Origin of the sequence: Loktanella salsilacus (assembly GCF_900114485.1) — a bacterium.
GTDB lineage: Bacteria > Pseudomonadota > Alphaproteobacteria > Rhodobacterales > Rhodobacteraceae > Loktanella > Loktanella salsilacus.
Window position 1 is genome coordinate 33,322 of sequence record NZ_FOTF01000019.1, and the last position, 18,754, is coordinate 52,075.

At 62.0% G+C, this 18,754-nt stretch carries 18 protein-coding genes and 1 tRNA gene; 14 read left to right on the forward strand and 5 right to left on the reverse strand.

All coding sequences use genetic code 11. The annotated features are described in order from the left end of the window. Positions 1-3: 3 nt before the first annotated feature. The gene (locus BM131_RS15100; RefSeq protein WP_090190878.1) at positions 4-816 is read right to left on the reverse strand and encodes an IclR family transcriptional regulator; all 813 of its coding nucleotides are present in this window, start codon (positions 814-816) and stop codon (positions 4-6) included. A 145-nt stretch (positions 817-961) separates the two neighbouring features. On the opposite strand from BM131_RS15100, the gene BM131_RS15105 reads away from it, so the two are divergent. The 10 genes from BM131_RS15105 to BM131_RS15150 are packed head-to-tail and all read left to right on the forward strand — an operon-like array spanning position 962 to position 12,097. Next, positions 962-2,209, forward strand: coding sequence for an ABC transporter substrate-binding protein (locus BM131_RS15105; protein WP_090190823.1), 1,248 nt, complete (start codon positions 962-964; stop codon positions 2,207-2,209). A 58-nt stretch (positions 2,210-2,267) separates the two neighbouring features. Then, positions 2,268-3,185 (forward strand): carbohydrate ABC transporter permease, encoded by a 918-nt coding sequence (locus BM131_RS15110; protein ID WP_090190825.1) that lies wholly within the window; start codon positions 2,268-2,270, stop codon positions 3,183-3,185. A 1-nt stretch (position 3,186) separates the two neighbouring features. Then, a complete protein-coding gene (locus BM131_RS15115) occupies positions 3,187-4,032 on the forward strand; it encodes a carbohydrate ABC transporter permease (protein ID WP_090190826.1) in 846 nt (281 codons plus the stop codon). Further along, complete coding sequence (locus BM131_RS15120) at positions 4,033-6,111, forward strand: alpha-galactosidase (RefSeq protein WP_090190828.1); 2,079 nt, start codon at positions 4,033-4,035, stop codon at positions 6,109-6,111. Beyond that, positions 6,108-6,866 (forward strand): SDR family NAD(P)-dependent oxidoreductase, encoded by a 759-nt coding sequence (locus BM131_RS15125; RefSeq protein WP_090190830.1) that lies wholly within the window; start codon positions 6,108-6,110, stop codon positions 6,864-6,866. Before BM131_RS15120 ends, BM131_RS15125 begins: the two co-directional genes overlap by 4 nt. After that, positions 6,863-7,744 (forward strand): 2-dehydro-3-deoxygalactonokinase, encoded by an 882-nt coding sequence (locus BM131_RS15130; RefSeq protein WP_090190831.1) that lies wholly within the window; start codon positions 6,863-6,865, stop codon positions 7,742-7,744. Before BM131_RS15125 ends, BM131_RS15130 begins: the two co-directional genes overlap by 4 nt. After that, the gene (locus BM131_RS15135; RefSeq protein WP_090190833.1) at positions 7,741-8,346 is read left to right on the forward strand and encodes a 2-dehydro-3-deoxy-6-phosphogalactonate aldolase; all 606 of its coding nucleotides are present in this window, start codon (positions 7,741-7,743) and stop codon (positions 8,344-8,346) included. The genes BM131_RS15130 and BM131_RS15135 overlap by 4 nt, the downstream gene beginning before the upstream one ends. Then, positions 8,343-9,170, forward strand: coding sequence for an SMP-30/gluconolactonase/LRE family protein (locus BM131_RS15140; protein ID WP_090190835.1), 828 nt, complete (start codon positions 8,343-8,345; stop codon positions 9,168-9,170). The genes BM131_RS15135 and BM131_RS15140 overlap by 4 nt, the downstream gene beginning before the upstream one ends. Positions 9,171-9,221: 51 nt before the next feature. Further along, complete coding sequence (locus tag BM131_RS15145; RefSeq protein WP_090190836.1) at positions 9,222-11,123, forward strand: beta-galactosidase; 1,902 nt, start codon at positions 9,222-9,224, stop codon at positions 11,121-11,123. Continuing rightward, entirely contained in the window at positions 11,123-12,097 is a 975-nt protein-coding gene (locus tag BM131_RS15150; protein ID WP_090190837.1) for an aldose epimerase family protein, read from the forward strand. The genes BM131_RS15145 and BM131_RS15150 overlap by 1 nt, the downstream gene beginning before the upstream one ends. A gap of 9 nt (positions 12,098-12,106) precedes the next feature. Here the strand turns inward: BM131_RS15150 and uraH are convergent, their stop codons facing one another. Further along, on the reverse strand, positions 12,107-12,466 hold the full coding sequence (uraH, locus tag BM131_RS15155; RefSeq protein WP_090190838.1) for a hydroxyisourate hydrolase: 360 nt from the start codon (positions 12,464-12,466) through the stop codon (positions 12,107-12,109). Between the two features lie 218 nt (positions 12,467-12,684). Here uraH and BM131_RS15160 point away from each other — a divergent pair. Both BM131_RS15160 and BM131_RS15165 read left to right on the forward strand, forming a co-directional pair. Further along, positions 12,685-12,761 (forward strand) — tRNA-Met (locus tag BM131_RS15160). Positions 12,762-13,022: 261 nt separating this feature from the next. Further along, the gene (locus tag BM131_RS15165) at positions 13,023-14,441 is read left to right on the forward strand and encodes an FAD-binding oxidoreductase (protein WP_090190839.1); all 1,419 of its coding nucleotides are present in this window, start codon (positions 13,023-13,025) and stop codon (positions 14,439-14,441) included. Positions 14,442-14,444: 3 nt separating this feature from the next. Here the strand turns inward: BM131_RS15165 and hemC are convergent, their stop codons facing one another. Beyond that, a complete protein-coding gene (hemC, locus tag BM131_RS15170) occupies positions 14,445-15,383 on the reverse strand; it encodes a hydroxymethylbilane synthase (RefSeq protein ID WP_090190841.1) in 939 nt (312 codons plus the stop codon). An 81-nt stretch (positions 15,384-15,464) separates the two neighbouring features. Between hemC and hemE the strand changes: the two genes are divergently transcribed. Together hemE and BM131_RS15180 are read left to right on the forward strand one after the other, a co-directional pair. Further along, positions 15,465-16,499: a uroporphyrinogen decarboxylase gene (gene hemE / locus BM131_RS15175; RefSeq protein WP_090190843.1), complete on the forward strand. Its 1,035-nt coding sequence runs from the start codon at positions 15,465-15,467 to the stop codon at positions 16,497-16,499. Further along, entirely contained in the window at positions 16,499-17,116 is a 618-nt protein-coding gene (locus BM131_RS15180) for an FMN-binding negative transcriptional regulator (RefSeq protein ID WP_090190844.1), read from the forward strand. Before hemE ends, BM131_RS15180 begins: the two co-directional genes overlap by 1 nt. On the opposite strand, the gene BM131_RS15185 is transcribed toward BM131_RS15180, so the two are convergent. Next, positions 17,113-17,658, reverse strand: a complete 546-nt coding sequence (locus BM131_RS15185) for a cell wall hydrolase (protein ID WP_090190846.1) — start codon at positions 17,656-17,658, stop codon at positions 17,113-17,115. The two genes, BM131_RS15180 and BM131_RS15185, sit on opposite strands and share 4 nt — an antisense overlap. Positions 17,659-17,787: 129 nt before the next feature. Then, a complete protein-coding gene (hemF, locus tag BM131_RS15190) occupies positions 17,788-18,678 on the reverse strand; it encodes an oxygen-dependent coproporphyrinogen oxidase (protein ID WP_090190849.1) in 891 nt (296 codons plus the stop codon). Between the last annotated feature and the right edge of the window lie 76 nt (positions 18,679-18,754).

Genomic DNA, 18,754 nt, shown 5'->3' on the forward strand with positions numbered 1-18,754 from the left:
GAATTATTCCCCCGCGAGTTTCAGTGTGTGTGTCCCGTGATCGGGAAAGCTCCATTTCGCCGCGTCCTGCGCGATGGCATCGGCCGCGTCGCGCACTTTGGGAGCCAGTGTTTCCAGCCCCTTTAGATCGGTACGCGCTGTTGTGCTGGTGACGGACACCGCGCCCAGCACCCTGCCTGACGGCGTCAGAATTGGCATGGCGATGCAGATGATCCCCGGCTCGTGTTCTTCGCGGTCAAAGGCATAGCCGCGTGCCCGGATCGCCTGCAGTTCCTGCCGCAAGGCGGCGGGCGTTGTCAGGGTGCCGGGCTGAAATCTGTGGAACGACTGCTGCGCGATGATGTCATCCGCCTGCGCGTCATCGGTAAAGGCCAGCATCGCTTTGCCAACGCCCGTGCAATAGACGGGTCCAACCTTGCCCGCCTGAGAGAACATCTCGACCGGGTGGGCGGCGTTGCGTTTATCTAAATACAGCACCTGCGCGTGATCCAGCTGCGCCAGATGCACAGTTTCGGTGGTGGCAACGGACAGCCGCAACAAATGCGGGCTGGCGACTTGCACAAGGCTTGATTGCGCCCAAGCGGCATGGGCCAGCCGCACCAGCCGCGCACCGGGGGCATAGGTTTGCCGGTCCAGATTATAGGACAGCATATTCTGGCTCACGAGGGTTTGCAGAAGGCGATACAGCGTAGGCTTTGGATAGGCGCTATCCGCCAGTACCTCAGAAAATCGCACCGGGCGGCCAAAGCTGGCCACCTGATCTAACACCTCTAGTGCTTTGCCGACTGTGCCATCGCCGCTGCCGCTGCCTGCCATATCCATCCCTCTCCCTCACCCGAATGCTGCGCTGCCGCGTAACGGGTGTGTTGACAAGCCTAGGGGATTCGCGATTAAGTATCAATATCCAAAACCAAGTTTCAAATAATGAAACCATTGGACGCAAATTTAGGGAGGAAACCAAATGTTGCGCAAACCACTCACCGCCGGTCTGGCACTTTCGATCGCTCTGCTTGCTGGCACATCTGCCATCGCCCAGCAGCGCGTGCTGACGTTCAACACCGACACGTCTGACCCCGCACCCAAAGCCGCCTTTGAAGCGCTGATCGCTGATTTCGAGGCCGAGTATCCCGACATCGACGTGCAGGTGAACCTGTTTGACCACGAGGGCTACAAGACTGCGATCCGTAACTTCCTGACCGCCGACAGCCCGGACCTTGCCAACTGGTACGCCGGCAACCGCATGAAGCCTTTCGTTGACGCAGGCCAGTTCATGGATGTGTCCGACGTTTGGGCCGACAATGGCCTGAACGAACAGCTGGCCTCTGCCGCGTCGTCCATGACCATCGACGACAAGCAGTGGGGCGTGCCCTATACCTACTACCAGTGGGGCATGTATTATAACAAAGCCCTGTACGAGCAGGTCGGCGCAAAGGTTCCTGAAACCTATGACGAATTCGTCGAGAACTGCAAATTGTTCAAAGACGCAGGCATCGACTGCTTGACCACTGGCACATCCGCGATGTGGCCCGGCGCTGGTATCTTTGACTATTTCAACCTGCGCACCAACGGCTACGACTTCCACATGCAGCTGACCGGCGGCGAAATCCCGTGGACAGACGAGCGTGTGCGCGAAACCTTTGCGCAGTGGAACCGTCTGGTCGAGCCGGGCTATATCACTGCCAACGCAGCTGCTATCGACTGGCAGGACGCTGCGGCCCTGATGAGCCAAGGTAAGGCTGCGAACTACGTCATGGGCAACTTTGCCGTGGCCACATTCAAAGACGGCGGCATGACCGACGATACGCTGGGCTTCTTCCCGTTCCCAACGATCAACCCTGACGTCGCCCGCGCCGAAGACGCGCCGACCGACACGGTCCACATCCCTGCCGGTGCAAAGAACCCAGAAGACGCCAAGACCTTCCTTGCGTTTCTGGCCCGCGCTGATGTGCAGACCAAGCTGAACGCCGCCCTTGGCCAGTTGCCCGTCAACAACGAGTCCACCGTGGACGAAGCTGACCCCTTCCTGTCCCAAGGCTTCGAGATGCTGTCGACCGCATCTGGTCTGGCGCAGTTCTTTGACCGTGACGCGCCTGCCGAAATGGCCGCATCGGGCATGGAAGGCTTCCAAGAGTTCATGGCGTACCCAGACAATCTGGAAGACATCCTGACCCGTCTGGAATCCGATCGTCAGCGTATCTACGCAAAGTAAAACTTGATGGCGGCCCCTGTTGCGGGGGCCGCCGTTCATCGCAAGGGGGGACTACACCATGACCGCACTACCCGACGCCCACGGACCCAAGCGGTCTTGGTGGAAATCCAACCAACAAAAGCTGACGCCTTGGCTATTTCTGGCCCCGGGCATATTCATGTTTGCGGTCTACGTCGTCTGGCCCATCTTCGCGTCATTCCAGTTCTCGTTCTATGATTGGGACGGATTGTCGCCCAAAGAATGGGTCGGCTGGGGCAACTACCAAGAGCTTTGGGGTGATCGCAATTTCATCATCTCGCTGAAAAACAACCTGATCTGGCTGGTGCTTTACATGCTTGCCGTGCCTGCAGGTCTGGGGATCGCGATTTTCCTGAACCAGACGGTCAGCGGTATCCGCATCTATAAGTCCCTGTTCTTCTTCCCTTTCGTGATTTCCCAAGTCGTCGTCGGCCTGATGTTCGCGTGGTTCTATGCGCCCAACTTCGGCCTATTCTTTCAGCTGACCGAATGGCTGTTTGGCACCGGCACTGCCGTGTTGGCGAACCCCGACTACGCGACCTATGGCATCATCGTCGCCGGCCTGTGGCCGCAGATTGCCTATTGCATGATCCTTTACCTGACCGGCCTGAACAACGTCGCCCCCGACCAGATCGAGGCGGCCCGTCTGGACGGTGCCAAGGGCCTGAAAATGCTGTGGTATGTCGTGCTGCCGCAGCTGCGCCCCGCCACGTTTATCGCCGTCGTCGTCACAGTCATCGGCGCCCTGCGCAGCTTTGACCTTGTGTCGATCATGACCAACGGCGGCCCCTTTGGCCAAACCCGTGTGCTGTCGTTCTACATGTATGAAAAAGCGCTGTCGGAATACGGCTACCGCATGGGTTATGGCGCTGCCATCGCCGTTGTTCTGTTCCTGATCATGATGGTCTTCATCGCCGGCTTTGTCTGGAAGATGGTCCGCGACGAGAGAGGCCACTAAGATGTTCCCACGCCCCATTGCCCAGCGGTCCCGCGCCGCACAACTGACATATCAGGCCCTGCTACCCGTGGCCCTGATCCTGTGGCTGCTGCCCTTGCTTGGCATCGCCATGACGTCCATCAAACCGTCCTCCGATCTGGCGGCTGGCAACTATTTTGGCCTGCCCACGCATATCGCGATCGAAAACTACTGGACGGTCCTGTTCGATTTCGACCTGTGGAAATACATCCGCAACTCCTTCATCGTCACGATCCCGACCGTGATCGGGTCGGTCGCCCTGTCCTGCCTGACCGGCTTTGCCCTTGGCATTTACCGCTTCAAAGGCAACCTGCTGATCTTTTTCATGTTCGTGGCGGGTAACTTTGTGCCGTTCCAGATCCTGATGGTCCCGGTCCGTGACCTGACGCTGAACCTTGGCATGTACAACACACCGCAGGCGCTCATCCTGTTCCACATCGCCTTTCAGACCGGGTTCTGCACCCTGTTCATGCGCAATTTCATCGCCGCCCTGCCGCGCGAACTGATCGAGGCCGCCCGCGTCGAAGGCGTGGCCGAATGGCGCATCTTTTGGTTCGTCGTACTGCCCCTGATGAAGCCCGCGATTGCCGCGCTATCGGTGCTGATCTTTACCTTCATCTGGAACGACTTCTTCTGGGCGACCGTGCTGACCACCAGCGCCGAAACCCGTCCCGTCACCGCTGGCCTGTCATCGCTCAACGGCCAATGGGTCGCTGCGTGGCATCTGGTCTCTGCCGGGTCTATCGTCGCCGCCCTGCCCCCTGTCGCGATGTTCTTTTTGATGCAAAAGCACTTCATCGCTGGCCTCACCCTCGGAGCCGTCAAGTAAATGACCCACTATCGTCTTGATGCCGGTCGCCAGACGATCGTTCTGGCCGCCCCCGCGAACGGTTTGCCGCACTGCACCTATTGGGGTGCGCGGCTGCCGGACGGGACCGACCTTAGCGCGATTGCCGCTGCCGCCGAAATCGACCTGACGGGCGGTATGCTGGATGCGAACCCGCTGGTCACGCTGTGTCCGCAAACCGCGGCTGCCTTTCCGGGGCAGCCGGGGCTAGAGGTGCGCAGCAAGGATGGCACGCCCCTGCGCCCCGTCTTTGCACAAACCGCGACCAAACGGGCAGAGGCGCTAGCGCTGTCCTATGCTGACGCCGCCCTTGGGCTGACCCTGACCTTCAAGTTCAGCGCCGATGCCGAGACTGGAATCATCACCGCCCAAACCACGCTGGACGCAACACAGCCTGTCCTGTGCGACTGGCTGTCCGCGCCGACCCTGCCCGGCCCGCAGTTGGCCGACGAGATGATCGATTTCGCGGGCCGCTGGTGCGATGAATTCCAGCCCGTCCGCACACCTTGGGCCGCTGGCATCCGCGCCCGCGACAACCGCACGGGCCGCACCGGGCACGAACATTTCCCCGCGCTGATCCTGCCCGCCCGCGGCTGCACCAATACGGGCGGAGAGGCGCACGCCCTGCACTATGGCTGGTCCGGCGGCCACCGCATGATCGCAGAGGAGCTTCCCGACGGACGCCGCCAGATCCAGTTCGGCCACGCCAGCGGCAGCGATCCGCTGCCCGGCACCCATTTCGAAAGCGCCCCGCTTTATGTGGCCTATTCGGACACAGGCTTGAACGGCTGCGCTGTCAGCTTTCAGCGCCATCTGCGCGACCGCATCATCACCTGGCCGCAGCCAAACACACCCCGCCCCGTGCATTACAACTGCTGGGAGGCGATCTATTTCGACCACTCTCTGTCTGCCCTGACCGCCATCGCCGACCGCGCCGTTGCACTAGGGGCAGAGCGTTTCGTGCTGGACGACGGCTGGTTCAAGGCCCGCAATGACGACACCACCAGCCTTGGCGACTGGACCATCGACGCCGCGAAATGGCCAGACGGGCTGACCCCGCTGATCGACCATGTCCACAGCCTTGGCATGACCTTTGGCCTGTGGTTCGAGCCTGAGATGGTCAACGCCGACAGCGACATGGCCCGCAATCACCCAGATTGGATCCTTGGCCCAATGGATCAGCCGCTTGGCCGGGGCCAATATGTGCTGGACATGGCGAACGCCGATCTGCGCGAAAATCTGTTTGATCAAATCAGCAGTATTCTAGCCAGCCACGACATCGAATATATCAAGTGGGACCACAACCGTGTGCTCCCCCATAACGACGCGGCCCAGACACGCGGCACTTACGCCCTGCTGGACCGCCTGCGCACAGCCCATCCAGAGGTAGAGATTGAATCCTGCGCCTCTGGCGGTGGACGCATCGACTTTGGCATTTTGAAGCACACCCAGCGCGTCTGGCTGTCCGACAGCAACGACGCCCTGACGCGCCTGCGCATTCAGCACGATGCGGCCCTGTTCTTGCCATCCTGCGTCACCGGCAGCCACGTTGGCCCGCGCCACTGCCACACGACCGGACGCGTCCATTCCATCAGCTTCCGCGCATGGGTCGCCGCCCAGCGCCACATGGGGTTCGAGATGGACCCGCGCGAGCTGACACAGGAAGAGGCCGCGACCCTCACGCGGGTCACCGCGTGGTACAAAGCCAACCGCGACTGGATGCGCAGCGCCGATATCTTGCGGCTGGAAAGCGCGGACCCCGCCATCATCGCCGAACAGCAGCAAGCCGCCGATGGCACGCGGTTTGTCGTCTTCGCGGGCCACGCAGGCACCAGCACACAGATCGCGCCGCGCCCGCTGCGCCTGACGGGGCTTGATCCGGATGCCACCTATACGGTTGATATCGCGAACAAAGACGACCTATCCACCCTGTCACGCGGCACGCCTGCGCTGAAATCTGGCCCCTTGACCCTGACGGGCCGTACGTTGATGTCACAGGGCATTGCCCTACCCTATGCCGTCCCCGACAGCATATGGATCATCGAAGGACATCGCCTATGACAGCCCAGTTTCACGACCTTGAAAATGCCCACGTTTTTATCACCGGCGGCGGCGGCGGCATCGGTGCCGCGCTGACGGAATCTTTTCTGACGCAAAAGGCCAAGGTCAGCTTTGTCGGCCGCTCTGACTACAGCGATTTCGCGGACGACATGGCGGAAAAAACCGGCACCAAGCCGTTCTTTCAGCAATGCGACGTCACCGACACCAAGGCGCTGCACGCCGCGATGGATGAAGCCGTCGCCAAGCAAGGCGCACTGAAAGTCCAAATCAACAACGCCGCTGCCGACACGCGCATGGACCCCGCCGACATCACGGTCGAAGATTGGGACAACCAAATTGCCGTGAACCTGCGCCACTACTTCTTTGCCTGCCAAAAGGCGGGTGCGCTGATGACGGATGGCGGTTCAATCATCAATTTTTCGTCCGCCAGCTACCAGATCGCGGGGGAACAGCTTGCGCCCTATGTGTCGTCAAACGCAGGCATCCTCGGGCTGACACGCTCGCTGGCCCGCGACTGGGGCCCGCGCGCTATTCGCGTGAACGCGATCTCTCCCGGTCTTGTGCTGACCAAAAAGCAGATTGAAGAGGTGCACACCGATGAAGACCTTGCTGAATTCCGCAAAAAGCAGTGCATCCCCGAAAACCTTTATCCCGAAGACGTGCCGGGCACCGCGCTGTTCCTTGCCTCTGATCTGTCGCGCATGATGACCGGGCAGTGCCTGTTCATTGACGGCGGCTTGGCGTTCACAGGATGAGTGCCGCCGCCGCCACATGGATCGCCGCCGATTGGGGCACGACGCATCTGCGCGTTTGGGCCATGTCGGACAGTGGCACCGTGCTGGCGGCGGCTGGGTCCGCCGACGGCATGGGCACGCTGACCCGCGACGGCTTTGCCCCGGCGCTGGACGCCCTGACCGCCGATTGGCCCGCCGTGCCCGTGATTGCCTGCGGCATGGTCGGGTCCCGCCAAGGCTGGACAGAGGCACCCTATTCCGCCGTCCCCTGCCCCGCGCTGGCCAGCAACCTGACCCTTGCAGGCACCCGTTGCCACATCATTCCGGGGCTGAAACAAGCCAGCCCCGCCGATGTCATGCGCGGCGAAGAGACCCAGATCGCAGGCTTTTTGTCGCTGAACCCGCGCTGGGACGGCGTGATCTGCCTGCCGGGTACCCACACCAAATGGGTGCACGTCAGCGCGGATGAAGTCGTCAGTTTTCAGACTGTGATGACCGGCGATCTGTTCGCCGCCATCACGGGCCACACCGTGCTGCGCCATTCGTGCACCGACGGCTGGGACGACGCGGGCTTTTTGCAAGGCGTCGATGACGCCATCGCCCGCCCGGAAAAGCTAGCCGCGCGCCTGTTTTCCTTGCGCGCCGAAGGGTTACTGAACGATCTGCCCAATGCCACCGCGCGCGCCCGCCTGTCGGGGCTGCTCGTCGGGGCAGAACTTGCCGCGACCAAGCCCTACTGGCTTGGGCAGCAAATCGCCGTGATCGGCGCTGGCACCTTGGCGGGGCTTTACGTGACGGCCCTTGGGGCGCAGGCTGCCCCGGCGACCCAAGTCAACGCGGACCGCGCCACACTGGCCGGGCTAACCGCCGCCTATCGCAGCTGGAAGGACCAGACATGACCCGCCCCATCATCGCCATCCTGCGCGGCGTCACGCCCGACGATGCCGTCGCCGTCGCCCGCGCCTGCATCGACGCAGGCATCACACGGATAGAGGTGCCGCTGAATTCCCCCGCACCCTTCGACAGCATCCGCCGTATGGCTGACGCGCACGGGGATATTGCTGAAATTGGCGCAGGTACCGTGCTGACGCCAGACGACGTGAACCGCGTGCGTGATGCTGGCGGAAAGCTGATCGTATCCCCCAATGCCGACCCGCGCGTGATCATGGCGACCAAGGCCGCAGGCATGGCCAGCTGGCCCGGCGTGATGACACCAACGGAATGCTTTGCGGCGCTGAAAGCCGGCGCTGACGGGCTCAAGATTTTCCCCGCCTCGCTGATCGGTCCCGCCGGCATCAAAGCCATGCGCGCCGTGCTGCCTGCGGATTGCCCGGTCTATGCCGTCGGCGGCGCTGGCCCCGATAACTTTGGCGACTGGATCAAGGCAGGCGCCGACGGCTTCGGCATCGGCACCGCGATTTACACTCCCGGTCTAAGCGCCGAAGACGTTGCCACCCGCGCCCGCGACATCGTGGCCGCCTTTGACGCAGCCATCCAATGATCTTCGACGCTACTCCCTGCACCTTGGGCGAAGGCCCGCTCTGGCACCCCGAACGCGATCAGCTGTTCTGGTTCGATATCCTGTCGCGCCGCATGCACACCAAAGGGCAGCATTGGGATTTCCCCGGCCATGTCTCGGCTGCTGGTTGGGTGGATTATGAAACGCTGCTCGTTGCATCTGATATCGCGCTCAGCCGCTTTGACATCGCCTCTGGCGACACCGTCAAGATCATGGATCTGGAACACGATCTGGCGGGCAACCGGTCCAACGATTGCCGCGCTGACCCACAGGGCGGCTTCTGGATTGGCACGATGGGGTTAGGGGCAGAGGCAGGCCACGGCAGCATCTGGCGCTATTACCGGGGCGCGCTGCGCAAGATCTACGCCGACCTTGCGATCAGCAACTCGATCTGCTTCGCCCCAGACGGCAAAACCGCCTATTTCACCGACACCCCCACCAAACAAATCATGCGCGTCGCGTTGGACGCCGCTGGCTGGCCATCAGGCACACCGCAAGTCCATATTGACCTGACCGGCACGGACTATAACCCCGACGGCTCTGTCGTGGACGCCGCGGGCAACCTGTTCAATGCGCAATGGGGTGCGGGCCGCGTCGCCGCCTACGACCCACATGGCCAGTTCATCGAAGCCTTCGCCTTCCCCGCGCACCATACGTCCTGCCCGACTTTTGGCGGCGCGGACCTGTCGACGCTCTACGTCACCTCGGCCCGACAAGGCATCGATGCCCCTGACGAAGCCCAAGGCGCGACTTACGCGATCAAAACCAGCTACACCGGCCAACGGGAACACCGCGTCATCCTTTAAACGCGGGCGTCCCCCATCATCTTGCCAAAAATACTCAAAAAGGTCCCAGACATGACCCGCACGCTCGGCGTTTGCTACTACCCCGAACACTGGCCCGAATCCCAATGGGCCGTTGATGCCGCCCAGATGAAGGCCACCGGCCTGACGTGGGTGCGCATTGGCGAATTCGCCTGGAGCCTGATGGAACCCACCCCTGGCACCTACGACTGGGATTGGCTGGACCGGGCCGTAGAAACCCTTGGCAATGCTGGCCTCAAGGTCGTGATGGGCACACCCACTGCCACCCCGCCGCGCTGGTTGGTGGACAGCATGCCCGACATGCTGCCCGTCGACGCGCAGGGGCGCACGCGGGGCTTTGGCTCGCGCCGGCATTATGATTTCAGCCATATGGGCTACCGCGACGCATGTCGCCGCATCGCAACAGCGATGGGCGAGCGTTATGGCCGCAATCCCCATGTCGCAGCTTGGCAGATCGATAACGAATACGATTGCCACGATACGACGCTGTCATATTCGGGTGCTGCAAAACAGGGGTTTCAGGATTGGCTTGCGCAGAAATACCAAAGCACGGACGCGCTGAACCGGGCTTGGGGCAATATCTTTTGGTCAATGCAATACGACACCTTCGACCAGATCGAACTGCCGAACCTGACCGTCACCGAACCCAACCCCGCGCATGTGCTGGATTTCCGGCGCTACAGCTCTGACCAAGTCGCCGCGTTCAACCGCGTACAGGTCGACGCCCTGCGTCCTTTGACCGACACGCCGCTGATCCACAACTACATGGGCCGCACGCTGACGTTTGATCATTTCAAAGTCGGTGCCGACCTCGATATCGCGTCGTGGGACAGTTACCCCATCGGCTTTCTGTCCGACAGGATCGAAGGGACGACGAAGGAAAAGCAGACCTATCTGCGCCAAGGTCACCCGGACAACCAAGCCTTTCACCACGATCTGTACCGCGCTGTCGGCAATGGCCGCCTTTGGGTGATGGAACAGCAACCCGGCCCGGTAAACTGGGCCCCCTACAACCCCGCCCCCCTGCCCGGCATGGCCCGCCTTTGGGCATGGGAAGCCTTCGCCCACGGGGCAGAGGCCGTCTGCTATTTCCGCTGGCGTCAGGCCCCCTTTGCGCAGGAACAAATGCATGCAGGCCTGCTGCGCCCCGACAGCGAACCCGCCCCGGCCTTGGGCGAGGCCGCGCAGGTCGCGGCAGAAATCGCTGCCATGCCAGACCTTGATCACGCCACAGGCTCTGCCGCGCTGATCTTTGATTACGAAAGCGCATGGGCGTGGGACACGCAGCCGCAGGGTGCGGACTTTGACATGTTCCGCCTTGCCTTTGCCGCCTACCGCGCCTTGCGCCGGGCGGGTCTGTCCGTGGACATCCTGCCGCCCCATACGGGCGATCTGTCGGCCTATAAACTGGTCCTTGCCCCCGGTCTGATGACGATTTCGGACAACCTGCGCGCCGCATTGGCAACATACGAAGGCATCGCGCTGATCGGCCCGCGCAGCGATCTGAAAACCCGCGACATGGCGATCCCCGTGCCCATGGGCCCATCCCTGCCCGACACTGACGTCACCGTCACACTGACCGAAAGCCTGCCTCCCAGCGACAAGATCAAGCTGCAAGGCGGCGGCCGTTTCCGCCATTGGTTCGAACATCTGGACGGCACAGCGCCGGTGCATCTGTCCACGAAATCAGGCCAACCAGCGATCATGGGCGGCGATCACCTGCGCTATCTGGCCGGCTGGCCAGATGACGCGACCTTTGACGGCATCATCGGCGGGCTTTGCGACGCAGCGGGCATTGCGACCCTGCGCCTGCCAGATGGCCTGCGCGTGCGCGACACGGCCACCACGCGATTTTTCTTCAACTACGGTCCCAAGCCTGTCACATGGAAAGACACAATCATCCCCGCCGCGGGGGTCCACTGGGAGGCACTTTGATGATCGCACATTTTGGCACATCCGCCGCTGGTCATGACATCGACAGCGTCACACTGCATGCAGGCGACTTGTCCGTCACCCTGCTGACATGGGGCTGCGTCGTGCAGGACGTGCGGCTTGCGGGCGTTGACTATTCCCTGACCCGCGGCTCTGACCTTCTGGCCGATTACGAGGGCGAGATGCGCTATAGCGGATCGCTGATCGGTCCAGTTGTGAACCGGATCAGCACCGGCCGGGTCGAGATTGACGGCATGATGTACGAGCTGGAGCGGAACCTGAAGAACCGCATCCACCTGCATTCCGGCAGCCGCGCGACGCACCTGCGGCCATGGAAGCTGCACGAATCCTCGGCCGACCGTGCTGTGTTCAAACTGCATCTGCCCGATGGTGACGGCGGTCTGCCCGGCGACCGGCATATTCGCGCTGTGTTCACCGTGATCGCCCCCGCCATCCTGACGATGGAAATCACGGGCACCACCGACCAGCCGACGCTGATGAACTTCGCGAACCACTCTTATTGGAACCTGGACGGCACCCCGACATGGGACGGCCACACCTTGCAAGTCGCCGCCGACCGCTATCTGCCCACAACCGAGGACTTCTATCCCACCGGAGAGATCGCCGATGTAGACGGCACCCCGCTCGATTTCCGCGCACCGCGCGAGATCAGCGTCAAGAACCCCGAGATGGACCACAACATGTGTCTGTCAGATGGACAGGTGCCCCTGCGTGATGTTCTGTGGCTCGCCGGGCAATCCGGCGTAAAGCTGACCATCGCGACCGATCAGCCCGGCATGCAGGTCTTTGACGGTCGCCACGCGATCCGCCCCGGCAAGCCGCAATACGAAGCGCTGGCGTTCGAGGCGCAAGGCTGGCCAGACGCCCCCACCCACGCGAATTTCCCGTCCATCCGCGTGGGCGAGCACACACCTTATCGCCAGTTCACGACTTATACCTTCGCCAAGCCAGACTAAGCCGCAGGCTTAGCTGCCGCGATAGGTCGAATAGCCGTAAGGCGACAGCAGCAGAGGCACGTGATAATGCGCCTCTGCATCGGTGATGCCAAAGCGGATCGGCACAATATCCAGAAAGAGCGGCTCTGCCCCGTCCTGACCGGTCGCGCGCAGGTAGTCACCCGCGTGGAATGTCAACTCATAGGTGCCGACGGCGAACTGCCCTTTGGGCAGGATCGGCGCATCAGTGCGCCCGTCAGCATTCGTCGTCATGCGCGCGATCTCTGCCGGGCCCGCGTCTGTGATCCGCGACAGCACGATCTGCAACCCGCCCGCAGGCAAACCGCGTGCAGTATCAAGTACATGGGTCGTTAAATATCCCTGCGACATACGCGCACTCCTTTTCATTTCGCCTGTGAACAAGCGGCCTGCTTCCCCGCTTGTCAACCCGGCCAGCACCAAGCCGGAGCCTAAAACTTTTCGCCCAAAAGGTTTAACACCGGACGATTATTCATCGAAAAATCGTTGCACCCCGCATCCCGCGCATAAAAGTGGAAAAATGCGTTTGACACCGCCCCCTGGTCCGCTTATCGGATGCGCCGTGGTGAGGCGCGGTAGCTCAGTTGGTTAGAGCGATCGACTCATAATCGATAGGTCGGGAGTTCAAGTCTCCCCCACGCCACCACCACAGTCTCCCAGCTCAAATGCACCGCGAAACCGACACCCCGGACCGACCGGCGCATTTGCTGCGCAAGCCACGCTGTGTCGGGAGTTCAAGTCTCCCCCACGCCACCACCACAGTCCACCAGTTCAAAACGAAGCGCGAAGCAGCCACCGCAGATCGCTCACGCGCGTTTGCTGTTTAGCGCGCCTCAATATTTGGCATACCATCTTGCAACGTCCCCACAGCAGGTTCAGGGTCTGCGCAACAGACCGGGGGACCACGATGACTTTGCTCACGACACTTGCCGATATTCTAGGCCCCCAAGGCCTACTGACCGACCCCGCCGATATGGCGCGCTGGACCAACGATTGGACGGGCTATTACCCCTCTGTCCCGCTGGCCGTCGCGCGGCCCACCACGACGCAGCAGGTCAGCGCTGTGATGGCCGCTTGTCACGCTGCCGGCCAGGCTGTGGTGCCCGTGTCGGGCAATACCGGGCTGAATGGCGGCGCGTCCGCCATGGGGGCTATTGCCCTGTCGCTGGACCGGATGACGGCCATCCGCAACGTCGATCCAGACTCTCGTACGGCCGAGGTAGAGGCTGGTGTTATCATTTCACGCCTTCACGACGCGGCAGACGCCCATGATCTGATCTTTCCACTCACCTTTGGCGCCCGCGGGTCTGCAATGATCGGCGGTGCGCTTTCGACGAACGCGGGCGGGTCGAACGTGCTGCGCTATGGCAATACCCGCGATCTGGTGCTGGGCCTGACCGTCGTTCTGGCGGATGGTCGGATCATGGATCTGATGGGGCGGCTTCATAAAGATAACAGCGGCCTGAACCTGCGGCACCTGATGATCGGCGCAGAGGGGACGCTTGGCATCATCACGGCCGCCACGGTCAAGCTGTTCACCAAGCCGCGCGCCTACGCCACGGCGATGGTCGCGGCCGCTTCGCTGGATGCCGCCCTGACCCTGCTACACCGCATCCAAGCTGCCACAGGGGGTGCGGTCGAGGCGTTTGAATACATGCCTGCCAATTACATCGACACCCATCTGCGCATCACCCCGGGGACCAAGGCACCCTTTGCCGACCGCCACGACGTCAACATCATGATAGAGGTCGGTGCCACCGCACCCCGCGATGCTACCCCGCTGGACGACGGCTCTGTGCCCATCGTCACCTTGCTAGAGGAAACGCTGGCCGAGATGATGGAGGACGGTCTGATCCTAGACGCCGTGACCGCCCAATCCGAACAGCAGCGCAGCGACATGTGGGCCCGGCGCGAGGCAGCATCAGAGGTGATCTTTGACCGCCGCCCCTTTGTGAACACGGATATCGCCGTCGCCCTGCCCGACGTGCAAACCTTTCTAACCGAAGCGCGCAAACGCCTTCTGGCGCTGGACCCCGGCGCAGATGATCTGTCTGTCGTTCACTTGGGCGATGGCAATGTGCACTACACCGCATACCCCAGCAAAGAGGACCCCGACCTAAGCGCCGCGATCCGCGAGATGGTAGATGATGTGGTTCAAGATCTGGGCGGATCATTCAGCGCCGAACACGGCGTCGGGTTGTCAAAGCTGGATAGCATGGCAAAGCGCAAGGATCCGGTCGCACTGGATGTGATGCGCGCGATCAAGGACGCGCTGGACCCCAGCGGCATCCTGAACCCCGGCAAGGTGATCCCGCCAAAGCGCTAAACTTTAGTCAAAGAACCCCGGCCCGGCGCGTTCCAGCAGCTTGGCCGCCATTTCGCGGCCCATCTGTGCGCCGTCGGCAATGGGGCCTGTCATATCGTCGGACAGCACGCGGGTGCCATCCTCGCGCAGGATCTCGCCGCGCAGGCGCAGATTGCCGCCCTCAAGCTCTGCCAGACCCGCGATCGGCGTTTCGCACGACCCATCCAGCGCCAGCAGCAAGGATCGTTCTGCAGCAAGGCGGTAGCCGGTTTCGGCGTCGTGGATCGCTTCCAGCATCTGGGCGGCGCGGCTATCGTCTGTGCGCCGCTCAATCCCGATGGCACCCTGCGCAATCGCGGGCAGCATGTCGTCGGCGCTGATGCCGTGATGCGGGACGTCGTCCATTTTCAGACGGTTCAGGCCCGCCATGGCCAAAAACGTCGCGGTGGCCACGCCATTATCAAGCTTTTTCAAACGTGTCTGCACGTTGCCGCGAAATTCGACCACGTTCAGGTCGGGGCGTCGCGCCTTGACCTGTGCGCGGCGGCGCAAAGATGATGATCCGACCGTCGCCCCCTGCGGCAAATCAGCCAGCCCGGCGGCATTGCGGGATACAAAGGCGTCGCGCACGTCTTCACGCGGCAAATAGGTATCCAACAGCAATCCACCCGGTTGCAGAGTCGGCATGTCCTTCATCGAATGCACCGCGATATCAATCTCGCCTGACAACAGCGCCTCTTCGATCTCGCGGGTAAACAGGCCCTTGCCGCCGATTTCTTTGAGCGGGCGGTCAATGATCTGATCGCCTGTCACCTTGATGATGACGATGGTAAACGCCTCGAACGGCAGATCAAAAGCCTGCGCCAGACGCGCACGCGTCTCGTTGGCTTGCGCCATCGCAAGAGGCGATCCTCTGGTTCCGATCTTGAACGCGGCGGCGGGTGTGGGCAAATTCAGCATCATGACACAACTGTTAGCCCTGCCAATCCGGGTTGACAACAGCCCTGCGCGTTGCGACGAAACCCACAACACAAAGGACGTCACATGCCTCAGCAAAAGACCATTCTGCGCGCCCTTGCGGGTGAAACACTGCCCACGCCGCCGATCTGGATGATGCGCCAAGCCGGACGCTACTTGCCGGAATACAAGGCGACCCGCGCGCAGGCCGGTGATTTCCTGTCGCTGTGCTACAACCCCGAACTCGCGGCAGAGGTGACGTTGCAGCCGATCCGCCGCTACGGCTTTGACGCGGCGATCCTGTTTGCGGACATCTTACTGCTGCCACAAGCGCTGGGTGCGGACCTGTGGTTCGTCACGGGCGAAGGCCCGCGTCTGTCCACGATCACCGATCAGGCCGGTTTGGATAAACTCGGCCCCGTGGACGAGATCGACGCCGTGCTGTCGCCCGTCTATGAAACCGTCAAGATCCTGTCGCGTGAACTGCCTGCTGATACCACGCTGATCGGTTTCGCTGGCGCCCCCTGGACCGTCGCGACCTATATGATCGCAGGCCAAGGCACCCCGGACCAAGGCCCGGCGCACGCGCTGAAAAACGAAAACCGCCCCGTGTTCGAAGCGCTGCTTGCCAAGATCACCGCAGGCACGATCCACTATCTGTCGCGCCAGATCGACGCCGGGGCAGAAGTCGTCAAGCTTTTCGACAGCTGGGCTGGATCGCTGCAAGGCGAGGATTTCGCAAAATACGCAGTAGAGCCCGCGCGCGAAATCACGGCGGCGCTCAAGGCTAAGTATCCGCATATCCCGGTCATCGCCTTTCCGCGTGGCGCAGGTCACCGGTACGAGGGGCTGCATGCCGCGATCGGGGCCGATTGCATCGCGCTGGATGACGGCGTCACGCCGAACTGGGCGGCTGGTCATGTCCAGATCGATGGCTGCGTGCAGGGCAATCTGGCGTCACGGCACATGGTCACCGGCGGCAAGGATCTGATCCGCGAGACACGCAAAGTCGTGCAAGCCTTTAGCAATGGGCCGCACATCTTTAACCTTGGTCACGGCATCACGCCCGACGCCGATCCGGCCAATGTGCAGCTGATGATCGACACGGTGCGCGGCATCTGATGTACGCCCCCCCGGCCTTTCAAGAGGACCGGACTGACGTCCTGCGCGCCGCCATCGGTGATATCACCTTTGGCGCGCTGGTCACGCAAACGGATGATGGTCCGGTCGTCACGCATGTGCCGATGATGCTGACCGGGCCGGACGATACCATGGTGCTGGAAACCCATGTCGCCCGCGGCAATCCGCATTGGCGCCACGCAGGGCCGACGGTCGCGATCTTTCAAGGGCCGCACGCCTATATCCGGCCGGGGTTTTATCCGTCAAAGGCGGAAACGGGCAAGGTCGTACCGACTTGGACCTATATCGCGGTGCACGCGCACGGGATGCTGACCGCTGTGCAGGACGGCGACTGGCTGCATGCCCATGTGACCGCGATGACCAATAAGATGGAAACAGGCCGCCCTGCCCCTTGGGCTGTGGACGACGCACCTGCCGATTATATCGCCAGCCTGCAGCGCGGGATCGTTGGACTGCGCATGCCTGTCACACGGCTGACAGGGGCGTGGAAGGTGAACCAGCACAAGTCAGAGGCCGACCGCGCGGGCACAGCGCAGGGGCTAGCAGACAGCGGAGAGATGGGCCGCGCCCTTGCCCAAGTGCTAAAGCCGGAGGCTTAGCGCCCCGTCAGCCCCTCGATTGCTGGCAGCGGCACGGGCTGGGTCACATAGGCGCTTTTGCGCTTTTCATAAAATGCATTGCCGCCAGCGGTGACGACGTAATTCATGTTGTCGTAGGAAAACCGGTGACCCGCTTGATGAAAAAACTTTGCATCGCCAATCATCGGATGCCGCTCGCCCAGCATGACTGAAATCGCCGCCTCTTGGACCGTCGGCAGGCCGCTGGCGGACATCGGGCGCGACATCACGCCGGGGGCAAACTGGTTCTTTTGCCCCACAACACCGCAGACCGTATCGGGATATGCGTCTGACTGAACACGGTTCATCACAACATTTCCGACGGCAACCAACCCGTCGCGGCTCGACCGGTTCGATTCAAAAAACATCGCCCGCTCAAGGCATTCTAGGTCATCTGTGTCCACGCGGGCAAAGCTGCGCGCGGCAACGTCATCCTTTTTGCCGCCGACCATGCCGCATCCCGCAGCCGTCAGCGCCAAAGCGATCAGACCTGCCAGCCGCAGTGCTTTGCCCGATTGGTTCATTGAATGGCCCCCGCCCCTATTTTGAAGGCACCTTATGCGGGGCGATACGCTGCGCTCAAGCCCCGCTCTGCCCATGAAGCGGCCCGTGCCCGCCCGCAGGCGGACACTCGCCGATCCGCATGGGCCCTGTCAGACCCACTTGGCCATCGGCGGCAGGCTCATCAGGACCGCGTTGGCGTCGTGTCCAGTGGTCAGGCCGAATTTGGTGCCGCGGTCGTAGACAAGGTTATATTCCGCATAAAGGCCGCGGTGGATCAGCTGCGTGTCCTTGTCGGCGTCGGTCCAGTCTTGGCTGCGGCGCTTTTCCACCAACGGCTGATAAGCGGGCAGAAAGGCGCGGCCAATGTCTTGGGTCAGGGCAAAGTCAGCATCCCAGTCGCCGGTGCAGTGGTCGTCCATAAAGATGCCGCCGACACCCCGCGCACGGTTCCGGTGCGGGATATAGAAATATTCATCCGCCCAAGCCTTGAGCCGGGGGTAAAGGTCGGTGCCATGCGGGTCGAGGTGGGTTTGCTGGGCTGCATGGAAATGGGCCGTGTCCTCTGCGTATTCAATGCAGGGGTTCAGATCGGACCCGCCGCCAAACCACCACGCGTGCGGCGTCCAGAACATGCGGGTGTTCATGTGCACGGCAGGCGCATGGGGGTTTTGCATATGCGCGACCAGCGAAATGCCAGACGCCCAAAAGCGCGGATCGCTGTCCATGCCCGGCACACCGCGTGCGGCCATGGCGCGCTGCGCGGCCTCGCCCAATACGCCGTGGACGGTCGAGGTATTTACGCCGACCTTTTCAAACACCCGCCCGCCGCGCATGACAGACATCAAACCGCCGCCCGCCTCTGACCCATCATCGGCGGTGCGACGCGTCTGCGTGCGTTCAAACCGGCCTGCGGGCAGCGCTGCCGTGGGGCCTGTGGTCTGGGTGTCTTCTAATCCTTCGAACGCGGTCACGATCGTGTCGCGCAGGGTTTCGAACCATGCGCTTGCCCGCGCTTTTTCAGTATCCATCGTGTCGGTCATCTGGCCCTTGCCCTGCTGTTATTGCATATCATCTTAAAGGGACACTAAGGGTAAAGCCAAGCGCCAGCCCCTTGGC

Coding starts and splice junctions, on each gene's coding strand:
- BM131_RS15185 (WP_090190846.1), bottom strand. CDS start 17,658: ATGAACCAATCGGGCAAAGCACTGCGGCTGGCAGGTCTGATCGCTTTG.
- BM131_RS15105 (WP_090190823.1), top strand. CDS start 962: ATGTTGCGCAAACCACTCACCGCCGGTCTGGCACTTTCGATCGCTCTG.
- BM131_RS15145 (WP_090190836.1), top strand. CDS start 9,222: ATGACCCGCACGCTCGGCGTTTGCTACTACCCCGAACACTGGCCCGAA.
- BM131_RS15125 (WP_090190830.1), top strand. CDS start 6,108: ATGACAGCCCAGTTTCACGACCTTGAAAATGCCCACGTTTTTATCACC.
- hemF (WP_090190849.1), bottom strand. CDS start 18,678: ATGACCGACACGATGGATACTGAAAAAGCGCGGGCAAGCGCATGGTTC.
- BM131_RS15135 (WP_090190833.1), top strand. CDS start 7,741: ATGACCCGCCCCATCATCGCCATCCTGCGCGGCGTCACGCCCGACGAT.
- hemC (WP_090190841.1), bottom strand. CDS start 15,383: ATGATGCTGAATTTGCCCACACCCGCCGCCGCGTTCAAGATCGGAACC.
- BM131_RS15110 (WP_090190825.1), top strand. CDS start 2,268: ATGACCGCACTACCCGACGCCCACGGACCCAAGCGGTCTTGGTGGAAA.
- BM131_RS15165 (WP_090190839.1), top strand. CDS start 13,023: ATGACTTTGCTCACGACACTTGCCGATATTCTAGGCCCCCAAGGCCTA.
- BM131_RS15120 (WP_090190828.1), top strand. CDS start 4,033: ATGACCCACTATCGTCTTGATGCCGGTCGCCAGACGATCGTTCTGGCC.
- hemE (WP_090190843.1), top strand. CDS start 15,465: ATGCCTCAGCAAAAGACCATTCTGCGCGCCCTTGCGGGTGAAACACTG.
- BM131_RS15130 (WP_090190831.1), top strand. CDS start 6,863: ATGAGTGCCGCCGCCGCCACATGGATCGCCGCCGATTGGGGCACGACG.
- BM131_RS15180 (WP_090190844.1), top strand. CDS start 16,499: ATGTACGCCCCCCCGGCCTTTCAAGAGGACCGGACTGACGTCCTGCGC.
- BM131_RS15100 (WP_090190878.1), bottom strand. CDS start 816: ATGGCAGGCAGCGGCAGCGGCGATGGCACAGTCGGCAAAGCACTAGAG.
- BM131_RS15150 (WP_090190837.1), top strand. CDS start 11,123: ATGATCGCACATTTTGGCACATCCGCCGCTGGTCATGACATCGACAGC.
- BM131_RS15115 (WP_090190826.1), top strand. CDS start 3,187: ATGTTCCCACGCCCCATTGCCCAGCGGTCCCGCGCCGCACAACTGACA.
- uraH (WP_090190838.1), bottom strand. CDS start 12,466: ATGTCGCAGGGATATTTAACGACCCATGTACTTGATACTGCACGCGGT.
- BM131_RS15140 (WP_090190835.1), top strand. CDS start 8,343: ATGATCTTCGACGCTACTCCCTGCACCTTGGGCGAAGGCCCGCTCTGG.